12 protein-coding genes and 5 pseudogenes are annotated in these 18986 nt (G+C 69.3%); 10 read left to right on the forward strand and 7 right to left on the reverse strand.

Annotation, left to right across the window (positions count from 1 at the left end; all coding sequences use genetic code 11):
- Positions 1-2 precede the first annotated feature (2 nt).
- The 6 genes and pseudogenes from BTZ20_RS11755 (at position 3) to BTZ20_RS11780 (ending at position 5865) form a co-directional block, all read left to right on the forward strand.
- Positions 3-842, forward strand: a complete 840-nt coding sequence (locus tag BTZ20_RS11755) for an urea amidolyase associated protein UAAP1 (protein ID WP_077041476.1) — start codon at positions 3-5, stop codon at positions 840-842.
- Positions 839-1495, forward strand: coding sequence for an urea amidolyase associated protein UAAP2 (locus BTZ20_RS11760; RefSeq protein WP_077041477.1), 657 nt, complete (start codon positions 839-841; stop codon positions 1493-1495). The genes BTZ20_RS11755 and BTZ20_RS11760 overlap by 4 nt, the downstream gene beginning before the upstream one ends.
- A complete protein-coding gene (locus tag BTZ20_RS11765; RefSeq protein WP_077041478.1) occupies positions 1492-3498 on the forward strand; it encodes a 5-oxoprolinase/urea amidolyase family protein in 2007 nt (668 codons plus the stop codon). Before BTZ20_RS11760 ends, BTZ20_RS11765 begins: the two co-directional genes overlap by 4 nt.
- A gap of 17 nt (positions 3499-3515) precedes the next feature.
- Positions 3516-5170, forward strand: a pseudogene (atzF, locus tag BTZ20_RS11770) (allophanate hydrolase).
- A gap of 78 nt (positions 5171-5248) precedes the next feature.
- On the forward strand, positions 5249-5515 hold the full coding sequence (locus tag BTZ20_RS11775) for a DUF1876 domain-containing protein (RefSeq protein ID WP_077043650.1): 267 nt from the start codon (positions 5249-5251) through the stop codon (positions 5513-5515).
- A 2-nt stretch (positions 5516-5517) separates the two neighbouring features.
- The gene (locus tag BTZ20_RS11780; protein WP_077041479.1) at positions 5518-5865 is read left to right on the forward strand and encodes a YidH family protein; all 348 of its coding nucleotides are present in this window, start codon (positions 5518-5520) and stop codon (positions 5863-5865) included.
- On the opposite strand, the gene BTZ20_RS11785 is transcribed toward BTZ20_RS11780, so the two are convergent.
- From BTZ20_RS11785 to BTZ20_RS11810, 6 genes and pseudogenes are all read right to left on the reverse strand, one after another.
- Positions 5860-6789 (reverse strand): formylglycine-generating enzyme family protein, encoded by a 930-nt coding sequence (locus tag BTZ20_RS11785; RefSeq protein ID WP_077041480.1) that lies wholly within the window; start codon positions 6787-6789, stop codon positions 5860-5862. The genes BTZ20_RS11780 and BTZ20_RS11785 overlap by 6 nt on opposite strands.
- 22 nt (positions 6790-6811) lie before the next feature.
- Positions 6812-7752 (reverse strand): annotated as a pseudogene (locus tag BTZ20_RS11790) (HAD family hydrolase).
- 5 nt (positions 7753-7757) lie between these two features.
- Positions 7758-9296: an arylsulfatase gene (locus tag BTZ20_RS11795; protein ID WP_077041481.1), complete on the reverse strand. Its 1539-nt coding sequence runs from the start codon at positions 9294-9296 to the stop codon at positions 7758-7760.
- A 51-nt stretch (positions 9297-9347) separates the two neighbouring features.
- On the reverse strand, positions 9348-10031 hold the full coding sequence (locus BTZ20_RS11800; protein WP_077041482.1) for a hypothetical protein: 684 nt from the start codon (positions 10029-10031) through the stop codon (positions 9348-9350).
- 53 nt (positions 10032-10084) lie between these two features.
- Positions 10085-11724, reverse strand: a pseudogene (locus BTZ20_RS28015) (FAD-dependent monooxygenase).
- A 12-nt stretch (positions 11725-11736) separates the two neighbouring features.
- The gene (locus BTZ20_RS11810; RefSeq protein WP_077041483.1) at positions 11737-12651 is read right to left on the reverse strand and encodes a DUF5995 family protein; all 915 of its coding nucleotides are present in this window, start codon (positions 12649-12651) and stop codon (positions 11737-11739) included.
- Positions 12652-12738: 87 nt separating this feature from the next.
- On the opposite strand from BTZ20_RS11810, the gene BTZ20_RS11815 reads away from it, so the two are divergent.
- The 3 genes from BTZ20_RS11815 (at position 12739) to BTZ20_RS11825 (ending at position 15981) form a co-directional block, all read left to right on the forward strand.
- A complete protein-coding gene (locus tag BTZ20_RS11815) occupies positions 12739-13767 on the forward strand; it encodes an Rv2578c family radical SAM protein (RefSeq protein WP_077041484.1) in 1029 nt (342 codons plus the stop codon).
- Between the two features lie 58 nt (positions 13768-13825).
- Positions 13826-14764 (forward strand): hypothetical protein, encoded by a 939-nt coding sequence (locus tag BTZ20_RS11820; protein WP_145982277.1) that lies wholly within the window; start codon positions 13826-13828, stop codon positions 14762-14764.
- 83 nt (positions 14765-14847) lie between these two features.
- Positions 14848-15981, forward strand: coding sequence for an AI-2E family transporter (locus BTZ20_RS11825; protein ID WP_077041486.1), 1134 nt, complete (start codon positions 14848-14850; stop codon positions 15979-15981).
- A 38-nt stretch (positions 15982-16019) separates the two neighbouring features.
- Here the strand turns inward: BTZ20_RS11825 and BTZ20_RS11830 are convergent.
- Positions 16020-16966: pseudogene (locus BTZ20_RS11830) on the reverse strand (neutral zinc metallopeptidase).
- 153 nt (positions 16967-17119) lie between these two features.
- Between BTZ20_RS11830 and aspS the strand changes: the two are divergent.
- Positions 17120-18915, forward strand: a pseudogene (aspS, locus tag BTZ20_RS11835) (aspartate--tRNA ligase).
- The last annotated feature ends 71 nt before the right edge of the window (positions 18916-18986 follow it).

Genomic DNA, 18986 nt, shown 5'->3' on the forward strand with positions numbered 1-18986 from the left:
CAGTGACCGCAACCAACACCACGACCGCTGCCCGCGCGCACGCCCGCGCACAGGCGGGCGAGATCACCGATTCGATGCCGGTCCTGCCGGCGTCCCGGTGGCCCAGCCCACCGGATGGTGTTCCCGCCGAACGCCTGACCTGGGCGGAGACCGTGCCGGGTGGCCGCTACACCTCGAAGGTGCTGGCCCGCGGTACCAGGCTGCGCCTGCGCGACCTCGACGGGGCGGCCTGCGCGAACCTGTTGCTCTACCGCGCCGACGCGCCATGGGAACGGCTCAACGCTGCCGACACGGTGAAGGTGCCCTGGCAGGCCTACCTCGGTACCGGGCATCCGCTGCTCTCCGATCAAGGGCGGGTCCTGGCCACGATCGTCGCCGACACCTCCGGACGGCACGACGCCTTCTGCGGCACCAGCAGCCTGGCCGACAACCTCGCACGGTACGGGGAGGGCGCCGCGCACTCGGGCGCCCCGGCGGGCCGGGAGTTGCTGACCCTCGCCGCCGCCAAGCACGGCATGACCCCTCGCGACCTGCCACCCGTGTTGAGCTTCTTCCACGGCGTCCGGGTCGAGGCGGACGGCGCCTTGACCAGCACCGGGAATGCCGGGGCCGGAGCGGAACTCGAGCTGCTGATCCACCTGCCGGTGATCGTGCTCATCGCGAACACCGCCCACCCGCTCGACCCGGCGCCGACGTACCCGACCACCTCCCTCGAGGTGCTCGCTTGGGAGGCGGCGGCCGATCTCGCCACCCTGCCCAACGAGGACCCCGAGTACCGGCGGGCGGTCCTGGGCAGCGAAGACGCCTGGGCCGCCGCACAGTTCGGAAAGGACGCGAAATGACCTCCACCCTCGACAACCTCGCCCTTGTGCCCGGCGCCGTCGTCCTCGACGAGACCGTCGGTGCCCGCGGACCGTGGTCGGCGATCGTTCGCGCGGGCGACGTGCTGACCATCGTCGACCTGCACGGAAACCAGGCCGTCGACAGCCTCTTCTACGCGGCCGACGACCACGCCGTCCGGTACTCCGCCGCGGCGACCGTTGCCGCGCAACGCAATCTCTTCCTCACCACGGGAAGCGTGCTGCGGGCCGACGATTCGAGCGCGCTCATGACGATCGTCGCGGACGAGGTCGGCAACCACGACACCGTCGGCGGCGCCTGCTCGCAGGAGTCGAACACGCTGCGTTACGGCCACCACACCAAGCACCAGCACGCCTGCGTGGAGAACTTCCTGGCCGAGGGCGCGAAATGGGGCCTGGGGAAACGCGATCTGGTCTCCAACATCAATTTCTTCATGAACGTGCCGGTCGACGCCGACGGCACCCTCGGGATCGTCGACGGGCTGTCTGCGCCCGGCAAGCGGCTGGCGCTGCGGGCCGAGGTGGACACCCTGGTGCTGGTCTCGAACTGCCCGCAGATCAACAACCCGTGCAACGGCTTCGACCCGACCGAGGTCCGGATGATCGTCACCCGGCCGACCGCGGACAACCGGTGAACGCCGTCACCGTCGAGCGGCCGGGAATGCTGACGGCCGTGCAGGACTGGCCCGGTCGGGTGGGGTACTGGCAGATCGGGGTGCCGCCGTCGGGGCCGATGGATGACCTGTCCTTCCGGCTCGGGAACGTCGCGCTCGGCAACGACGAGGGCGCACCCGGCCTCGAATGCACCATGGCAGGCCCCGCCCTGCGGTTCACGGAGGCGACGACGGTCTGCGTGACCGGCGCGCCGACGGTCGTCACGGTCGACGGGCGGCCCGTCGCGTCGTGGCAGTCGGTCGCCGTGCCCGCGGGCGGCGTCCTCGACGTGGGCGCGGTCAGCGGTCCCGGCCTGCGGATCTACGTCCTGGTCCGGGGCGGACTGACCGTGCCGGACTACCTCGGCAGCGCCGCGACCTTCACGCTGGGGCGGTTCGGGGGCCACGAGGGCCGGACCCTGCGGGAGGGCGACGTGCTCGTCGCCGGTGGCGGTTCGTCGAACCCGGCTGCCGCCCAACCCGTTCCGATGGAGCACCGGCCGGTCATCGGGGGCCACTGGGAGATCGCGGTCACCGAGGGGCCGCACGGGGCGCCGGAGTTCTTCACCAGGGAGGACATCGACACCCTGCTGGCCACCGACTACGAGGTGCATTTCAACTCGGATCGCACCGGCGTCCGGCTGATCGGCCCGAAGCCGGACTGGGCGCGCGCCGACGGTGGCGAGGCGGGACTGCATCCGTCCAACATCCACGACAACGCCTACTCGGTCGGAGCGCTCGACTTCACCGGCGACACCCCCATCCTGCTCGGGCCCGACGGTCCCAGCCTCGGCGGGTTCGTCTGCCCGGTCACCGTGGTGGCCGCGGAACGATGGAAGCTCGGCCAGCTCAGCCCGGGGGACACCATCCGGTTCGTCCCCATTCGCGCGGCCCACGCCGCGTCGAGAAGCGAACTGGGACTGGGCCGCCGGGCCAGCCTGTCGACGGTCTTCGGGCGGGGCGGCGACGGGGACGACGGGGTGATCGCCACGCGGGACGGGGCGACCCAGGTCACCTACCGGCGCTCCGGCAACGACAATGTGCTCGTCGAGTACGGCGACATGAGCCTGGATCTGGCCCTGCGCGCGCGGGCACACGCCCTGCACCAGCGGCTCGAGGCGGAGAAGCCGGCGGGCCTGCTCGACCTGACCCCCGGCATCCGGTCGCTCCAGGTCCGCGTCGACCCCGACGTGCTGCCGGTCCCGAAGCTGATGGGCCTGCTCGCCGAGGCCGAGGACCAGCTCCCCGATGCCTCCGAACTGGTCGTGCCCAGCCGCGAGGTCCGGATGCCCCTGTCCTGGGACGACCCCTCCACCCGCGAGGCCATCAAGCGATACATGCACGGCGTCCGGGCCGACGCGCCCTGGTGCCCCTGGAACATCGAGTTCATCCGGCGGATGAACGGTCTGGAGTCGGTGAACGACGTCTTCGAGACCGTCTTCGGCGCGCAGTACCTGGTCCTCGGGCTGGGCGATGTCTACCTCGGCGCGCCGGTGGCAACCCCGCTCGACCCGAGGCACCGGCTGGTCACCACCAAGTACAACCCGGCAAGGACCTGGACGCCGGAGAACGCGGTCGGGATCGGCGGCGCCTACCTCTGCATCTACGGGATGGAGGGTCCGGGTGGTTACCAGTTCGTCGGCCGCACCACCCAGGTGTGGAATCACCGGCACCCCCAGCGGTCGGGACCGTTCGAGGAAGGCACCCCGTGGTTGCTGCGGTTCTTCGACCGGATCAGTTGGTACCCCGTCGAACCCGACGAGCTACTGGAATTGCGCGCCGAGACTGCCGCGGGCGGAGCGGGCGGTGTCCAGATCGTCGACGGTAGCTTCTCGCTCGCCGAGCACGACCGTTTCCTCGCGGACAACGCCGAGTCGATCGACGCGTTCCGGGCCACCCAGGCTCGCGCGTTCGGGGCCGAACGCGAGGCCTGGTCCGCGGCGGGGGAGTTCGCCAAGACCGAGACAAAGGAGGTGGCCGCATGACGGCGGTGGAGCGGGTCATGGCGGCCTATCGCGCGATCGAGGCGGCCGACCGCCAGGAGATCTGGATCCACCTGCGCCCCGAGCCGGAGGCATTGGCGGAGGCGGAGGCGGTGGATCGGCGCGCCGACGGACCGCCGTTGCGCGGCACGGTGCTGGCGGTCAAGGACAACGTCGACGTGGCGGGGATGCCGACCACCGCGGCCTGCCCTGAGTTCGCCTTCCTGCCGGAGTCGGACGCCGAGTCGGTTGCCGCCCTGCGGGAGGCAGGCGCGGTGGTGATCGGGAAGACGAACCTCGACCAGTTCGCGACCGGTCTCGTCGGTACCAGGAGCCCGTACGGCGCGGTGCGCGATTCTCTTCGCCCCGAGTACATCTCGGGCGGCTCCAGCTCGGGCTCCGCGGTGGCGGTCGCGCTCGGCCTGGTCGACCTCGCGGTCGGCACGGACACCGCTGGATCGGGGCGGGTGCCCGCCGCCCTGCAGGGGATCGTCGGGATCAAACCGACCTACGGGGTCGTCTCCACGGGGGCGTCGTGCCCGCGTGCGCGTCCTATGACTGCGTGACGATCTTCGCGCCCGACCTGCAGGGCGCGTCGCGGGCAATGGCCGTGCTCGCCGCGGGCGCGCCGGGCCGCGCCTGGCCCGCGGACGTTCGGCTGGCCGCACCGCCGCGGCCGCGGGTGGCCGTGCCGCGCGAGCTGCCTGGCCTCGATGCCGAGTGGGCGGCGGCGTTCGGTGCGGCGGTCCGTGCGCTGGCCGAATCCGGCGCGGAGATCGTGGAGATCGATCTCGACCCGTTCCTGGCGGCCGCCAGGCTCCTCTACGACGGCGCGCTGGTGGCCGAGAGGTACGCGGCCGTGGGGGAGTTCGTGGATTCGCGGCCCGACGCCGTCGATCCGACCGTGCGGGCGATCATCTCGCCTGCTGGCGAGCTCGAGGCGCATCGGCTGATCGCCGACCGGAACCGCCTGACGCAGCTGCGCGCCACGGCGATGACGCGGTTGGAGGGCATCGACGCGCTGATGGTCCCCACCGCGCCGGAGCATCCGACCATCGTCGACGTCGCGGCCGATCCGATCGGGGTGAACTCGCGGATGGGGACCTACACCAATTTCTGCAATCTCTTCGATCTGTGTGCGGTGGCGGTGCCCGCAGGGACCGCGGGACCCGCGCACTTCGGGGTGACCGTGCTCGCGCGGGCCTTCGAGGACGCGGTCGCGGCGGACATCGCGGGGATGGTGAGCGGCTGCGTGGCCGAGGGGTGGTCGGCCGCGGCGGCTCCGTCGGTCGAGCTGGCGGTGTTCGGCGCCCACCTGCTCGGCCAGCCGCTCGAGCACCAGCTCACCTCGCTGGGCGCCCGCTGGCTCGGGCCGGTGTGGACCGCGCCGACCTACCGGCTCACGGCCCTGGACACCGTGCCCCGCAAGCCCGGACTGATCCGGGTGGCCGATGGTGGGGTGTCGATCGCGGGGGAGAAGTGGCTGCTCTCCCCGGCCGCTCTCGGGCGCTTTCTCGCCGAGCTGCCTACACCGATGCAGCTCGGTGCCGTCGAGTTCGACGACGGGAGCTGGGGGACCGGATTCGGCTGTGATCACGCCGCGTCGGCGCGCGGTCGCGACATCAGCGAGTACGGCGGATGGAAGGCGGCGTTGGCCGCGGGCGCGCTCGCCTGAGGGACCGATGTTCTCGCGCTCTCGACGGGTGGCCGTGCGCCTGCAATGGTTGAGGTGTGACTCGAGGAGGTGAGCATGATGGATGTGAAGCAGTGGTCGGTGGGCGTTGTCATCGACGAGCACGACGGCCGAACGCGGGCCAAGGCACGGCTGAGCGCGAGCGACAAGCCTGAGATGGTCGGCGTCGGGTTGGCCAGGCTCAACCCGGAGGACGCCGATGTCCCCGCGATCGGTGACGAACTGGCGACCGCGCGTGCACTGGCGGACCTGTCCCACCAATTGATCGAGGCCACCGCCGCCGATATCGAGGAGGTCACCAAGCAGCCGTCGAATCTCTACAGCTAGGCATGAGCCGCAACCTGTTCGGCCCCACCCAGCCGAACACCGGCAGCACCGCTCGCGACCATCTCGCGAACGAGCGGACCTATCTCGCGTGGCATCGCACTGGTATCAGCGTCGCCGCGCTCGGTGTCGCTGTCGCGAAGTTCGCCCCGAACCGCGGCGGCCACGCCGTCGCCGCCGGGTTCATCCTGATCGGCGCCGGACTGCTGGTGTCCGCCTACGGCACCATGCGCTATCGGGCCATCAGCAGGCAGATCGAGTCGGGGGAATTCGCTCCGGCGACCTTTGCAGCGATCGCCACCTCGAGTGTCGTGACAGTGCTCGCGCTGCTCGCCGTGGCGGTCCTGCTATGAGTCGGTCGCGACGCAGCGGAACCCGATGTGACTCATCCCTGTGTCGATCATCTGCGGCCTCCTGGCCGCGGGCCGATACCGTCGGCAGTAGCTGTCCGCGCACAGGAACGAGCCGCCCTTGATCACCTTGCGGGGAACTCGGAACTGGGGCTGGCGGGGGTCGAAGCTCTCCGACCGGCCGGGCCCGCGCGGGTTGCGGGGGGCGCAGCACGACTCCGTCGTGTCGGGGTGCCGGGCCGAGTACCAGTCCTCGGTCCATTCCCAGACATTGCCCGCCATGTCACAGAGGCCGTACTCGTTCGGCGGGTAGGCGCCGACGGCGGTGGTGGCGCCGTATCCCGCCTCGGCGCGCCACGGGAAGTCGCCGTGCCAGTAGTTCGCCAGCGGACGGGTTTCGGTTTCGGGCTCGTCGCCCCAGGTGAAGTCGGTGCCGTCGAGCCCGCCCCGCGCCGCGGCCTCCCATTGTGCCTCGGTGGGCAGTGACCGGCCCGCCCACCGTGCGTACGCTTCCGCATCCTCGTGCGCGACATGGACGACGGGATGATGTTCCAGGCCTGCCGTCGAGGATCCGGGGCCTGTCGGGTGCTGCCACGACGCACCGACCGTCCACGTCCACCACTGGCTCAGGTGGCGGAGGTCGACGGGGCCAGTCGTCGGCGTGAACACCATCGAGCCCGGTTGTAGGTTCTCGGCGGGAGCCCCGGGGAACTCGGCGGGATCGAGCGGGCGTTCGGCGACCGTGACATAGCCGGTGTCCCGCGTGAATCGCGCGAACTGCGCGTTGGTGACCGGGTGGGTCTCGATGGCGAAGGTGTCGACCGCGACGCGATGCGCCGGACCTTCCTCGGGGTAGTGCCGATCCGAGCCCATGGTGAAGGTCTGGGCGGGGATGCGCCGGACCTCGGAGGCGATCTGGGTGTCCAACGAAGCCTTTCCTACTGCCTGATCAGGTGACGGCCGACGAGAAGACGTTCGTCCAGTCGTTCTTCATGCTCACCACGGTCCAGTTCTTCTCACGTGCGTGATCGAGGGCCTGCTCGGCCCCGGCGACGTAGTCGAATTCACGGTCGGCGTCGTCGTGCAGGATCAACGCCCGCAGGGACGGGCGGTCGGGCTGCCCGGAGAAGGCGAGCATCGGCAGGTCGCCGTTGGAGTTGCCGACCGACAGGATCGGCCGTCGTCCGATCCGGCTCCAGATCCGGATCGGCTTCTCCGGTCCGTCGTCGAAGAAGTCCATCGCGGCCTTGTACAGCAGGTCCGTCGCCTCCGCCCCTCCCGGTACGAGAGACCGAGGGCGCTGCCGATGATGCGTTCCGGCGGCACACCGTAGAGCTCACCCGCGACGGGCCGCATGAAGTCCCGATCACCGCCGGACGCGATGTAGTTCGCGAAGCCGTTCGCCTCGAGATAGCGCAGGAGCTCGACCATCGGCGCGTATCCGCAGCCCCGGTAGGGGCGGCCGAGGGTGGGGTGGTCGGCGCCTGCGAAGAAGGCCCGGACCCGTGCGTCGTAATTCTCGACCGTGACGGAATCGAACGCCTCGGTGACCGCGCCCATCAACAGTTTCAGGTCGCCGTCGTCACCGTTGTAGTGCTTGACCATCGCCGCGCCGAGCCACCGGAGGTCGTGCTCGTGGGCCGCCTTCCATGGTTGCTGCTGCTGGAGGGCGGGATCAGCCGCGGCCATCTCGGCGAACCGCCGGACGGTGAAGTCGAGCTGGATGGGCATCGGCTTCTCACACCAGAGCGTGCCGTCGTTGTCGAAGACGGCCACCCGGTCCGCGGGTTCGACGAAGTCCGCGCCACCCGTAGTGGTGACCCGCTCGACGAAGTCGACGATCGCGGACCTGGTCGATCCGTCGGTCCAGGAACCCAGATCGATCCCCAAGGCAGTCAGTCCTTCGCCAGGAAGGCGTGCAGCTTGGCCACCGCGTGATCGATGGTGAAGCTGGCCGGCTCCTGCCGCGGCGGGAATTCCTTGAATGTCTCGAGGAATTGACTGGTGATGAACGTTCCGTAGATGGCTATGTAGTCGTGATCGAGGAACCAGTCCCAGTAGGTGTTCGAGGTGATGTCGGCGCGCTCGAACGGGTCGGTGCGCAGGTTGAACACCTTCGGTACCCGCAGGGGTGTGAACGGCTCCGCCCACAGCCCCAGGGTGCCCTGCGCCCGTTGTTCCATGAACACGATCTTCCAGTTGTCGAAACGTATGCCCAGCACGTCACAGTCGTCGGAGAAGTAGATCAGGCCCCGGCGCGGAGAGGTCTCGACCTCGCCGGTGAGGTACGGGAGCAGGTTGTAGCCGTCGATGTGCACCTTGAACGTCTTCTCGCCGACCGAGTGCCCTGACTTCAGCTGATCGACGATCTCGGGCGCGCCCGCGGCGGCGAGGAAGGTCGGCAGCCAGTCGTGGTGCTGGACGATCTCGTTGGACACCACCCCGGCGGGGATCTTGCCCGGCCAGCGGATCACCTCGGGAACGCGGAAGGCGCCCTCCCAGTTGGTGTCCTTCTCGCTGCGGAACGGGGTGGTCGCGCCGTCCGGCCATGTGTTCGCGTGGGGACCGTTGTCCGTGCTGTAGATGACGATGGTGTCCTCGGCGAGGCCCAGTTCGTCGACTGCATCGAGCAGTCTGCCGACGTGCTTGTCGTGATCGACCATGGTGTCGTGGTACGGCGACTGCCAGTGCCCGGCCTGCCCGAGGCTCTCCGGCTTCGTGTGGGTCCGCAGGTGCATGTGGGTGGTGTTCATCCACACGAAGAACGGTGTCTCCGCTTCCTTCTGGCGCGTGATGAAGTCGATTGCCGCGGAGACCGTCTCGTCGTCTATGGTCTCCATCCGCTTCTTGCTCAGCGGCCCGGTGTCCTCGATGCGCTGCTTTCCGACCGGCCCGTAACGCGGATCGACCTCGCCGGCGTCCTCCTCGGTGGCCCAGCAGTGCAGGACACCGCGAGGCATCATCACCTCGTGGAGTTTGGGGTAGTCCTGTGCGCTCGGGTAGTCGGGGAGCTCGGGTTCCTCCTCGGCATTGAGGTGGTACAGGTTGCCGAAGAACTCGTCGAACCCGTGCACGGTCGGCAGGTACTTGTTCAGGTCGCCGAGATGGTTCTTCCCGAACTGCCCGGTGGCGTATCCGAGCGGCTTGAGCAGTTCGGCGATCGTGGGGTCCTCGGCCGCCAATCCGACGTCGACGCCAGGGATACCCACCTTGCTCATGCCGGTGCGGTACACGCTCTGACCGGTGATGAACGAGGCGCGGCCCGCGGTGCAACTCTGCTCGCCGTAGGAGTCGGTGAACTTCATGCCCTCGTCGGCGAGGCGATCGATGTTCGGAGTCCGGTACCCCATCAGCCCGTCGCTGTAGCAGCTGAGATTGGTGATGCCGATGTCGTCGCCCCAGATCACCAGGATGTTGGGTTTGGTGTCCGCCATCGTTCGCTCCTCGCGTGTGCGGTCGGATGCAATGTCGCGGCTCCGACGTTGCTAGGGGTGCGTGTGAGGCGCATCACCCGTATCGGGTGAGAGGCGCCGTCGAGCCCGGTCCGTGGTCAGGATGTACGCGCTGATCAACACGACCCACGCCGGGAACGCCAACGTCACCCACAGGCTGAAACTGACGACCACCAGCAGGCTGAGCGCGAGCACGTAGGTGATGACCGCCAGCGCTCGCGGCATCAGGTCGGTGCGTAGCCAGATGGTTCCCAGCGAGATCATGAACACCGCCGCCATCCGGACCTCGTAGACGTTGTTGATGTGCAGCATCACCTCGCGGCCGAAGTACATCAGCTCGCCCTCCGGAGCCTTCGATTGCCGGGAGACGGCGAGAAGGCCGCCTGCCAGCGCCATCGACACGCACATCATCGCGAGGAGCAGCAGCCCGCTGCCGAGGAAGACCGTCGAGAAGAACCGGTCCTCCAGCTCCCCGAACCGGTCGCGGACGACGCCCATGAACCAGAGGAAGGCGATGCCTGCGAAGGGGGCCAGCACCAGGGCGATCGTGATCTGGGTCTGGCCGCGCAGCCAGGGCGACCCGGTGGCGGCCGGTAGCGAGGTGCGCAACAGCACGATGCTGGCGGCGAACAGGACGCCGAAGACGATCCCGGCGACCGCCGCGGCGCGTGGCGTGCGCAGCTTCCGGAACTCGGCCTCTCCCAGCGTGCCGGCCATGGGATCAATCTTCGCCGAATTCGGGCCGCAGGACCAGTATTCCGCGTGAACGGTCAGCGCAGGGTGCGGGACAGAATGTCGGCGAGACCGGCGAGGGTGATCTCGTCCGAGCGATAGCCCACGTAGCCGTCCGGGCGGACGAGGTACCCGGACAGGTCGCCTGCTCCGTAGCCGTCGGCGAAACTGCCGTCGGCGTCGCGCAGGATGATCCCCGAGATCCCGGGCAGGTCGACATCCCGGGCGACGATGACGTGGCTGCGCACCGCAAGGCCGAAACGGTCGGTCACCTCGGCCGCGAGTGCGTGCTGCGTCTCGGCGTCCCTGGCGTCGGAGGCCCACAGCAGCAGTGTGTGGCCGGTGTGTCGGAACAGTTCGTGCAGGCGGATCGGGAAGGCGACGCTGTCTTGGCGCAGGCCCGCGGCATCGGGTGCGCGGTCGCCGGGCCGGGGTCCCGCATCGGCCGCTCCTGACCCGGAACCGACCAGCGGGCTCGAGGGATAGCCGACCAGGATTTGAGCCTCCCGCACGATCGCCTCGGCGGGGTCGGCCATGTCCGCCCCGATGCCCTCCCTCGCGCTCTTGACGGTGCGCCCCACCACCTCCTCCCCGACGGGGTGCCGCTCCTCGTGATAGCTGTCGAGCAGCAGGGGCGCCGCCGAACCGGTGACCGCCAGTGCCAGCTTCCAACCGAGGTTGTACGCGTCCTGGACCCCGGTGTTCATGCCCTGCGCGCCGGTGGGCGGGTGGATGTGCGCGGCGTCGCCAGCCAGGAACACCCGACCGATGCTGTACCGGCCCGCCAGTCGGTGGCTGATCCGGAAGACGGAGGACCACCGCAGGCTGCTTGCGGTCGTCGGCTGAGGTGAGAGCCGGTCCAGCACGGCCTGCACGTGCCGCAGCTCGGGCCGTTGCCCGCCCTCGAGGCCGTGTGCGACCTCACCGGAACCCGGAGGCGCAGTGGCGAGTTCGTCGGGGACGAGCATCGAGATCCGGTAGCGCTTGTGTCCTGGCAGGGGGATGCAGACCAGCAGGTCGTCGGTGACGCCGTCGGTCTGATGCATGGCCCGGACGCCGTACCCGGCGGGCATCGTCCAGTCCACCTCGACGTCCGCGAGCATGTACTCCTCGGCGAACGCGCCGCCCTCGAAGGAGATTCCCAGCCCCTTGCGGACCAGGCTGTGCGCGCCGTCGCAGCCGACCAGATACTGCGACTCGACCGTGAACTCCCCGAATCCGTCCCGGACGGTCGCGCGGACCCCGGCCGGATCCTGTTCGAACCCGGTGAGTTCGGTGCCCCTGGTGACCTGGCCGCCGAGGCCCTCCAATGCCTCGCCGAGTACTCGTTCGGTCTCGCACTGCGGGAGCGCGAGGAAGCCGTACGGGATCTCCGCGGGCAGGGTGAGGTCGAGCCGGGCGACTTCGGCGCCGTTGACGTACACGAGCTGACCGCGCATCGTGGTCGCCGCGTCGAGCGCGGGCCGGACCACCCCATCGCGTCCCAGACCTCGACGGTGCGCGGCTGGATGCCGACGGCCTTCGCGTAGGGCGCGCGCTCGGTGAGACGGTCGACGACGATGACGTCGACGCCGCGCCTGCGCAGTTCCACCGCCAGCGTCAGCCCGACAGGCCCAGCCCCGACGATCAGCACGTCGGCCGTCACGGGTGCCACCTGCGGTTCGACTGCCGAGGTCATCCCTGGATTCTGTCAGAGCCCGCCGAGTCGGGTGAGCAATTCGATCGCGCCGTCCGCGGTGGCCCAGAGCGCCTCCATCTCCGCGGTGGCGGCGGGCGCGGTCTGCGGATTCTGCAGGGCGAAACCGTTGGCGAGGGTGAGGGTGTTGTAGCCGCTGTCGGCGGCCCGCAGCAGCAGTTCGGAGGCCACTCCCTCGCCCGCGATCCGGTCGAGACCCTCGCCGAGGAAGTAGAACCGCCACAGGGGGCCCAGATCGGCGCCGTACACGGCCTTCGTCCTTGTGACGATCGCGTCGCCGTCGGTGGCGATGGAGTCGACGATCTTGTAGTAGTCGGCCACGTTCCGCTCGGTGGTGCCGGTTGCGGCGACGGCCCGCGCGAGGTCGACCGTCAGGTGCGCGTTGTAGCCGATCATGGCGACCCGGGCTGGGGACAGGGTGCAGTCCCTGGTCAGTGCGAAGTAGCGCTGCCAAGCGGGTTCGGTTGGGGTGCCGGTGAACTCGGCGTGCACGTTGTCCAGGTAGCGGCGCAGCAGATCGGTGCTGATCGCGTGGGCCCACTCGGGGGTGACGAAGGAGGCCGGGTCGCGCTGCAGCGGCATGACGGCTCGTTGCACGACGGCGTCGAGTCCGATGCCGAACAGTCCGCGCCGGTCGCCGTGCGAGACCAGGATGTCGGAGATCCGTTGCTGGCGGACCACCTCCTCCTCGAGCCGGTCCATCGACGCGGTCGAGGTGATCGTGGTGGTGTCGGAGAGCGCGGCGACGGTGTCGGCCTCGGCGGCGGACAGCGGGGTGCCGCAGGCCGAGGCGGTCGCGGGGTCGGCGGCCGCGGGCTGGGTGAGGGTGATCGAGGCGAGGAGCGCGATCGAGGAGAGGGTGGCGAGGCGGGAGACGGACGTGCGGGATATGGTCCGGCGCGGGCTCATCGCCGGAGTGTAACGACCGAGGCGCGGCGATGTCGGTTGCCTGCGAGCGCACTTGACAGCACCTAGAACACGTGTTCGACTCTGTATATGCGATGGCAGGGGCAGGCTCTCGACGCCGACGACGGCGCCCTTCCCGGACTCGCCCGTGCCGGGCTCGTCCGCACTGTACAGACGCCCGAGTTCGAGGGCATCACCTTCCACGAGGTGCTCTGCAAGTCCGCGCTGAACAAGATGCCCGACGAGTCCACACTGCCGTTTCGCTTCACCGTCAATGCGTTTCGCGGCTGCTCCCACGCGTGCCGATACTGCTTCGCCAGGCCGACCCACGAGTACCTCGACCTGGACGCGGGCCGGGATTTCGACAGCCAGGTCGTGGTGAAGACCAACGTGGCCGCCGTGCTGAGGCGTGAGCTGGCCCGTCGGTCGTGGAAGCGCGAGCATGTCGCGCTCGGCACCAACACGGATCCGTACCAGCGAGCGGAGGGGCGCTACCGGCTGATGCCGGGGATCATCGGGGCGCTCGCGGAGTCGGGCACGCCGTTCTCGATCCTCACCAAGGGCACCCTCCTGCGCCGGGACCTGCCGCTGCTCACGCTTGCGGCGCGGCAGGTCCCGGTGGGGATCGGGGTCTCGCTCGCGATCGGGGACCCGGACCTGCAGAAGGCCATCGAACCGGGCACGCCGTCGCCGAAGGCCCGGCTGGAACTGATCAGGGCGATCACCGATGCGGGATTCGACTGCAACGTGATGGTGGCCCCGGTGATCCCGTATCTGACCGACTCGACGCGGCATCTGGACGAGTTGCTGGGGGCGATCGCCGACGCGGGCGCGACCGGGGTCACGGTGTTTCCGATGCACCTGCGCGGAAGCACCCGCGGGTGGTTCCTGAACTGGCTGGCCGAGGAGCATCCCGCGCTGATCCGTCGGTACCGACAGCTCTACGGTCGTGGCGCCTACGTGACCCCGGAATACAAGCTGTGGTTGCGTGGGCGGGTGACGCCGCTGGTCGAGAAGTACGGACTCGGTGGTGATCCGGGACATCGGCAGGAGGCCTCGCCCGCACCCATGCGCGAGCTGGTCGGGGCGGGTACTGCCCCTGCGCTGACGCTGTTCTGAGGCAACGCCGAAACCTATAGTGGTAGATGGGAAATACCCCTGCTTCAAAGGTCGGCATATGTCCGGGTGCTGCCGCTCGGGATTGGTTCGCGGGGCGATGGGCGGCGCGCTCGCCGTAGTGATCTGCGCGGGCCTGACCTCCGGTGAGACAGCAGCGCCCGGGTGGTCGGCCGCGCCAACAGGCCCGGTTTCGCGCTCCGAGAGCCACGGCCTGTGCGACCCGTTCGTCGATGCGCTCGCGACCGCGGTCTCGGAGGCGGCGGCGGACGGCGACATCGTCGGGATCGCCTACGTTGACCGAGAGACCGACGTCTACCTCGGCGTGGGCGACACGGCCGTGAGATTCCCGGCCGCGTCGCTGGCGAAGCTGTTCATCGCCGACGACTATCTCCATCGCCGCGCGGCAACGTGGGCGGCGAGCGACGGCGAGATGCTGGCCGGGGTCGTGTCCATGCTGGCCACCTCCGATGACGGCGCGGCCGAGCTGTTGTGGACGCTCGGCGGCGGCCCGGCCGTCGTCGAACGGGTAGCCGAGCGATATTCGCTGTCCGCGACCTCGGCGGACGGCGCGTGGTGGGACACCACCGTCACGGCCGCCGATATCGCCCGGTACTACGACGGCCTGCTCTCCGGGCGCGGCGGCCTCACAGCGCCCGCACGGCAGATCATGATCGCCGGGCTCCAGGCGACCGCGCCCGTGGCCGCCGACGGTTTCGACCAGGACTTCGGGGTCTGGGCAACGGTGGAGCGGTGGGGTGGACCCGGGCTCAAACAGGGCTGGATGACGACGGGGGACAGGACCATCCGGCACTCGACGGGATTCGGGGGACTGGACCACCGCTACGTCCTGGTGGAGCTCGCGGCGCTCGACTCCGGGTCGCCGTCCGTCGCCGACGACATCGCCAACGCCGACGCGAGTGCCAGGGCCACCGCGATCATCGAGGCCGCGATGCCCGCGAGCATCACCGAGGCCACCGCCTGCGTCAGCACTCCGTGACGACCGCTTTGGCGCCCGCGCCGCCACGGGCGGCGAGTACATTTCCGCTGTAGCGGCACGACCATCCGACCACGGAGTGTGCGATGACCGACGACAGCGAAGCGAACGCACGGCAGGCGCCCGAACCCGTGGCCGATGCGGGCACAGCCCCCTATCGCCGCTGGCTGCGGACCGCGATCCTCTACGTTCTCCTCGCCGTCGCGGGCTACCAGGTGCTCGGCTGGCTGCTGCACAACCTGCGCGGCTTCCTCGGCATGCTGTTCCTGGCATGGCTCTTCAGCGTCACCATCGAACCGGTTGTCGACTGGTTCGAACGTCGTGGATGGCGCCGCGGCGCGGGGACCGGACTGGTGCTGGTCTCCCTGCTGCTGTTCGCGATCGGATTCCTCGCGGTGTTCGGCGCGCTGCTCGCCGAGCAGCTGGCCCAGCTGCTGACCGCGCTTCCCGGGGCCGTCTCGCGAGTGACCGAGTGGGCCAACCGGACCTTCGACACCAACTTCTCGACCGGCGATGATCTGCTCAAGCTCACCCCGGACACCATTCGCGAACTCGCGCAACGCTTCACACCTGGTGTGCTCGGGGTCGTGTCGTCCCTGCTCGGGGTCGTGTTCCAGGCGATGACCCTGCTGCTGTTCGTGTTCTACATGTCGGCGGAGGGCCCGGCGCTGCGCCGGACGATCTCGAGCTGGTTCCCGGCGCGGCAGCAGCAGGTCATCTCCACCGTGTGGGAGATCTCCGTCGACAAGGCAGGCGGCTACGTGGTGTCCCGATTGATCCTTGCGGCCGTGAGCACCGTCGCCACCGGCATCTTCCTGATGGCGATCGGGGTGCCGTACTGGTTGCCGTTGGCCATCTGGACCGGAGTGGTCTCGCAGTTCATCCCCACCCTCGGCACCTACCTGGCGATCGCGCTGCCTGCGATCATCGCGGCCGCGGCGCAGCCCATGGACGGGGTGTGGGTGGTGGTCTTCGGGACGGCGTACCAGCAGGTCGAGAACTACCTGCTACACCCGCGCATCACGTCCAAGACCGTGTCGATCCACCCGGCCGTCGCCTTCGGCTCGGTGATCGTCGGGGCATCGCTGTTCGGGGCGATCGGCGCGCTGGTGTCCGTCCCGGTCGTCGCGGTGATCCAGTCGCTCGTCGAAACCTACGGTCGCCGTTACGAACTGGTCCACGATCGACAGGCCGAACCCGACGCGCCCGCCGCTGAGTAGCGGGGCGGGCGCGTCGGACCTGTCGGACCTGTCGGTGATCAGCGCTGGGAGTTCAGCCCTGCGGGGTTGTCCAGGTCGCGGGCCGCGTAGGTGTTGCAGGCGCTGACCTGCCCGGTCTTGTAGCCGGTGGCGAACCACTTCTGCCGCTGCGACGAGGAGCCGTGCGTCCAGCCCTCCGGGTTCACCCGGCCGCTGGAGGCCTGCTGGATCCGGTCGTCGCCCACCGAGGAAGCGGCGGACAGCGCGTCCCGGATGTCGTTCTCGCTCAGCGTCTTGAGGAACGGTGCACCGCCGCCGGGGCAGGCTTGGTGTCCGCATAATGCGCCCAGACACCCGCGTAGCAGTCGGCCTGCAGCTCGGTGCGTACCGCCCCGGACTCGGCGCCCTTCGGGTCCGCCTGCGCCCGGCCGATGTCGCCGAGCTGGTTCTGGATGTGGTGGCCGATCTCGTGCGCGACCACGTACTCCTGCGCGAGCGGGCCAGCGCTCGACCCGAACTGGTCCACCAGCAGCTGGAAGAAGCTGGTGTCGAAGTAGGCGGTGGAATCGGCAGGGCAGTAGAACGGGCCGACATCGCTGGTGGCGTTGCCGCAGCCGGTGTTCACCGCGCCGGAGAAGAGCATGACGCCTGGCTGGACATAGCGGACACCGGTCTGCTTCTGCAGTTCCTCGCCCCACACCGAATCGAGGCTCGCGGTGGTGAACGCGACCCGGCAGTTCACATCCCGGTTGGCGTCCGCTCCGGTCTGGCAGTTCTCCAGCTCCGTGATCGAGCCGGTACCCAGCTGGGCGGAGTCGGAGGCGCCGGTCAGGCCGCCGAGCAGCGAGCCCGGGTTGCCACCGAGCAGCAGGGCCAACACGAGCACCACCAGTCCGCCGAGGCCGCCACCGAGCGCGGCCTTGCCGCCTCGACCGCCTCCGCCGCGGTGGCTGCCGCCGACCGTCACGCGGCCGGAATCCATCCGCGCACCCTCGTTGAAGGTCATCGTCATCGCTTTCGTTCGAAGTCGAGGAACTGCGGGATACAGCTTTACACGCGATCGCGTGCAAAGTTCCGACTGCGCGGTTATGTCTTCTGAGTGTCTCTCCGTAGGATCGCACCAACTGAGAAGTCGCTGGATAACTGTGGAAGGAACCCCGTGCTGCGCACCCACCTCGCCGGCTCGCTGCGAGCCGAGCACGCCGATCAAACCGTCACCCTCACCGGATGGGTTGCCAGGCGTCGCGATCACGGCGGAGTGATCTTCATCGATCTGCGCGACGCCTCCGGGGTCTCCCAGGTGGTGTTCCGCGAGGGCGAGGTCGCCGAGCAGGCCCATCGCCTGCGCGCCGAGTACTGCGTCAGGATCACCGGCAGCGTCGAGGTCCGGCCGGAGGGCAACCAGAACTTCGAGATCCCGACCGGCGCGATCGAGGTCAACGCGACCACGCTCGAGGTGCTGAACGAGAGCGCCCCTTTGCCGTTCCAGCTCGACGACCAGGTCGGCGAGGAGGCGCGCCTCAAGCACCGCTACCTCGACCTGCGTCGCGAGGGTCCGGGTCAGGCGATCCGGCTGCGCTCCAAGGTGAACGCGGCGGCCCGCGAGGTGCTGGCGCACCACGAGTTCGTCGAGGTCGAGACCCCCACCCTGACCCGGTCCACCCCGAGGGCGCCCGCGACTTCCTGGTTCCCGCGCGCCTGCAGCCCGGCAGCTTCTACGCGCTGCCGCAGAGCCCGCAGCTGTTCAAGCAGCTGCTGATGGTCGGCGGCATCGAGCGCTACTACCAGATCGCGCGCTGCTACCGGGACGAGGATTTCCGTGCCGACCGGCAGCCGGAGTTCACCCAGCTCGACATCGAGATGAGCTTCGTCGAGCAGGACGACGTCATCCATCTCGCCGAAGAGATCCTCACCAACGTGTGGAAGCTGATCGGCCACCAGATCAGCACCCCGATCCAGCGGATGACCTACGCGGAGGCGATGCGCCGCTTCGGCTCCGACAAGCCGGACCTGCGTTTCGGGCTCGAGCTCGTGGAGTGCATGGAGTTCTTCAAGGACACCACCTTCCGGGTCTTCCAGGCCGAGTACGTCGGCGCCGTCGTGATGCCGGGAGGCGCAAGCCAGCCGAGGCGTCAGCTCGACGGCTGGCAGGAGTGGGCGAAGCAGCGCGGCGCCAAGGGACTGGCGTACGTCCTCATCGGTGAGGACGGGGAACTGACCGGTCCGGTCGCCAAGAACCTGACCGACGCCGAGCGCGAGGGCCTCGCCGCGCATGTCGGTGCCGAGCCGGGCGACTGCATCTTCTTCGCGGCAGGCCCGACGAAGCAGATGCGCGCCCTGCTGGGCGCCGCCCGCGGCGAGATCGCGCGCAAGCAGGACCTCATCGACCCGAACGCGTGGGCCTTCCTGTGGGTCGTCGACGCGCCGATGTTCGAGCCGACCGCCGACGCCACCGCCAGCGGTGACGTCGCCCTCGGCTACAGCGCGTGGACCGCCGTGCACCACGCCTTCACCTCGCCCAAGCCCGAGTCGATGGACACCTTCGACACCGATCCCGGTAAGGCGCTGGCCTATGCATACGACATCGTCTGCAACGGCAACGAGATCGGTGGCGGCAGTATTCGTATCCACCGCAAGGACATCCAGGAACGCGTCTTCAAGGTGATGGGGATCGACCACGAGGAGGCGGAGGACAAGTTCGGCTTCCTCATCGACGCCTTCTCCTACGGTGCGCCCCCGCACGGCGGCATCGCGTTCGGTTGGGACCGCATCACCGCGCTCCTCGCGGGGATGGACTCGATCCGCGAGGTCATCGCCTTCCCGAAGTCGGGCGGCGGAGTCGACCCGCTCACCGATGCGCCCGCGCCGATCACCCCGCTGCAGCGCAAGGAGTCGGGCATCGACGCCAAGCCGGAGCCCAAGGGCAAGCCGGAGACGGATACGCCGGTCTCCTGACCGGACACGGCAAGGACTCCAGCGGTTCGGGGCGATCACCCTCGGGCCGCTGGAGTCGGTAGTGGCGGGTG

Origin of the sequence: Rhodococcus sp. MTM3W5.2, assembly GCF_001984015.1 — a bacterium.
GTDB classification, from domain to species: Bacteria; Actinomycetota; Actinomycetes; order Mycobacteriales; family Mycobacteriaceae; genus Rhodococcus_G; species Rhodococcus_G oryzae.

What these genes read in the sequence shown, in the direction of transcription:
- BTZ20_RS11800 (WP_077041482.1), bottom strand. Translation starts at nt 10,031, where the DNA reads ATGGCCGGCACGCTGGGAGAGGCCGAGTTCCGGAAGCTGCGCACGCCA.
- BTZ20_RS11780 (WP_077041479.1), top strand. Translation starts at nt 5,518, where the DNA reads ATGAGCCGCAACCTGTTCGGCCCCACCCAGCCGAACACCGGCAGCACC.
- BTZ20_RS11825 (WP_077041486.1), top strand. Translation starts at nt 14,848, where the DNA reads ATGACCGACGACAGCGAAGCGAACGCACGGCAGGCGCCCGAACCCGTG.
- BTZ20_RS11820 (WP_145982277.1), top strand. Translation starts at nt 13,826, where the DNA reads ATGTCCGGGTGCTGCCGCTCGGGATTGGTTCGCGGGGCGATGGGCGGC.
- BTZ20_RS11795 (WP_077041481.1), bottom strand. Translation starts at nt 9,296, where the DNA reads ATGGCGGACACCAAACCCAACATCCTGGTGATCTGGGGCGACGACATC.
- BTZ20_RS11815 (WP_077041484.1), top strand. Translation starts at nt 12,739, where the DNA reads ATGCGATGGCAGGGGCAGGCTCTCGACGCCGACGACGGCGCCCTTCCC.
- BTZ20_RS11760 (WP_077041477.1), top strand. Translation starts at nt 839, where the DNA reads ATGACCTCCACCCTCGACAACCTCGCCCTTGTGCCCGGCGCCGTCGTC.
- BTZ20_RS11810 (WP_077041483.1), bottom strand. Translation starts at nt 12,651, where the DNA reads ATGAGCCCGCGCCGGACCATATCCCGCACGTCCGTCTCCCGCCTCGCC.
- BTZ20_RS11775 (WP_077043650.1), top strand. Translation starts at nt 5,249, where the DNA reads ATGGATGTGAAGCAGTGGTCGGTGGGCGTTGTCATCGACGAGCACGAC.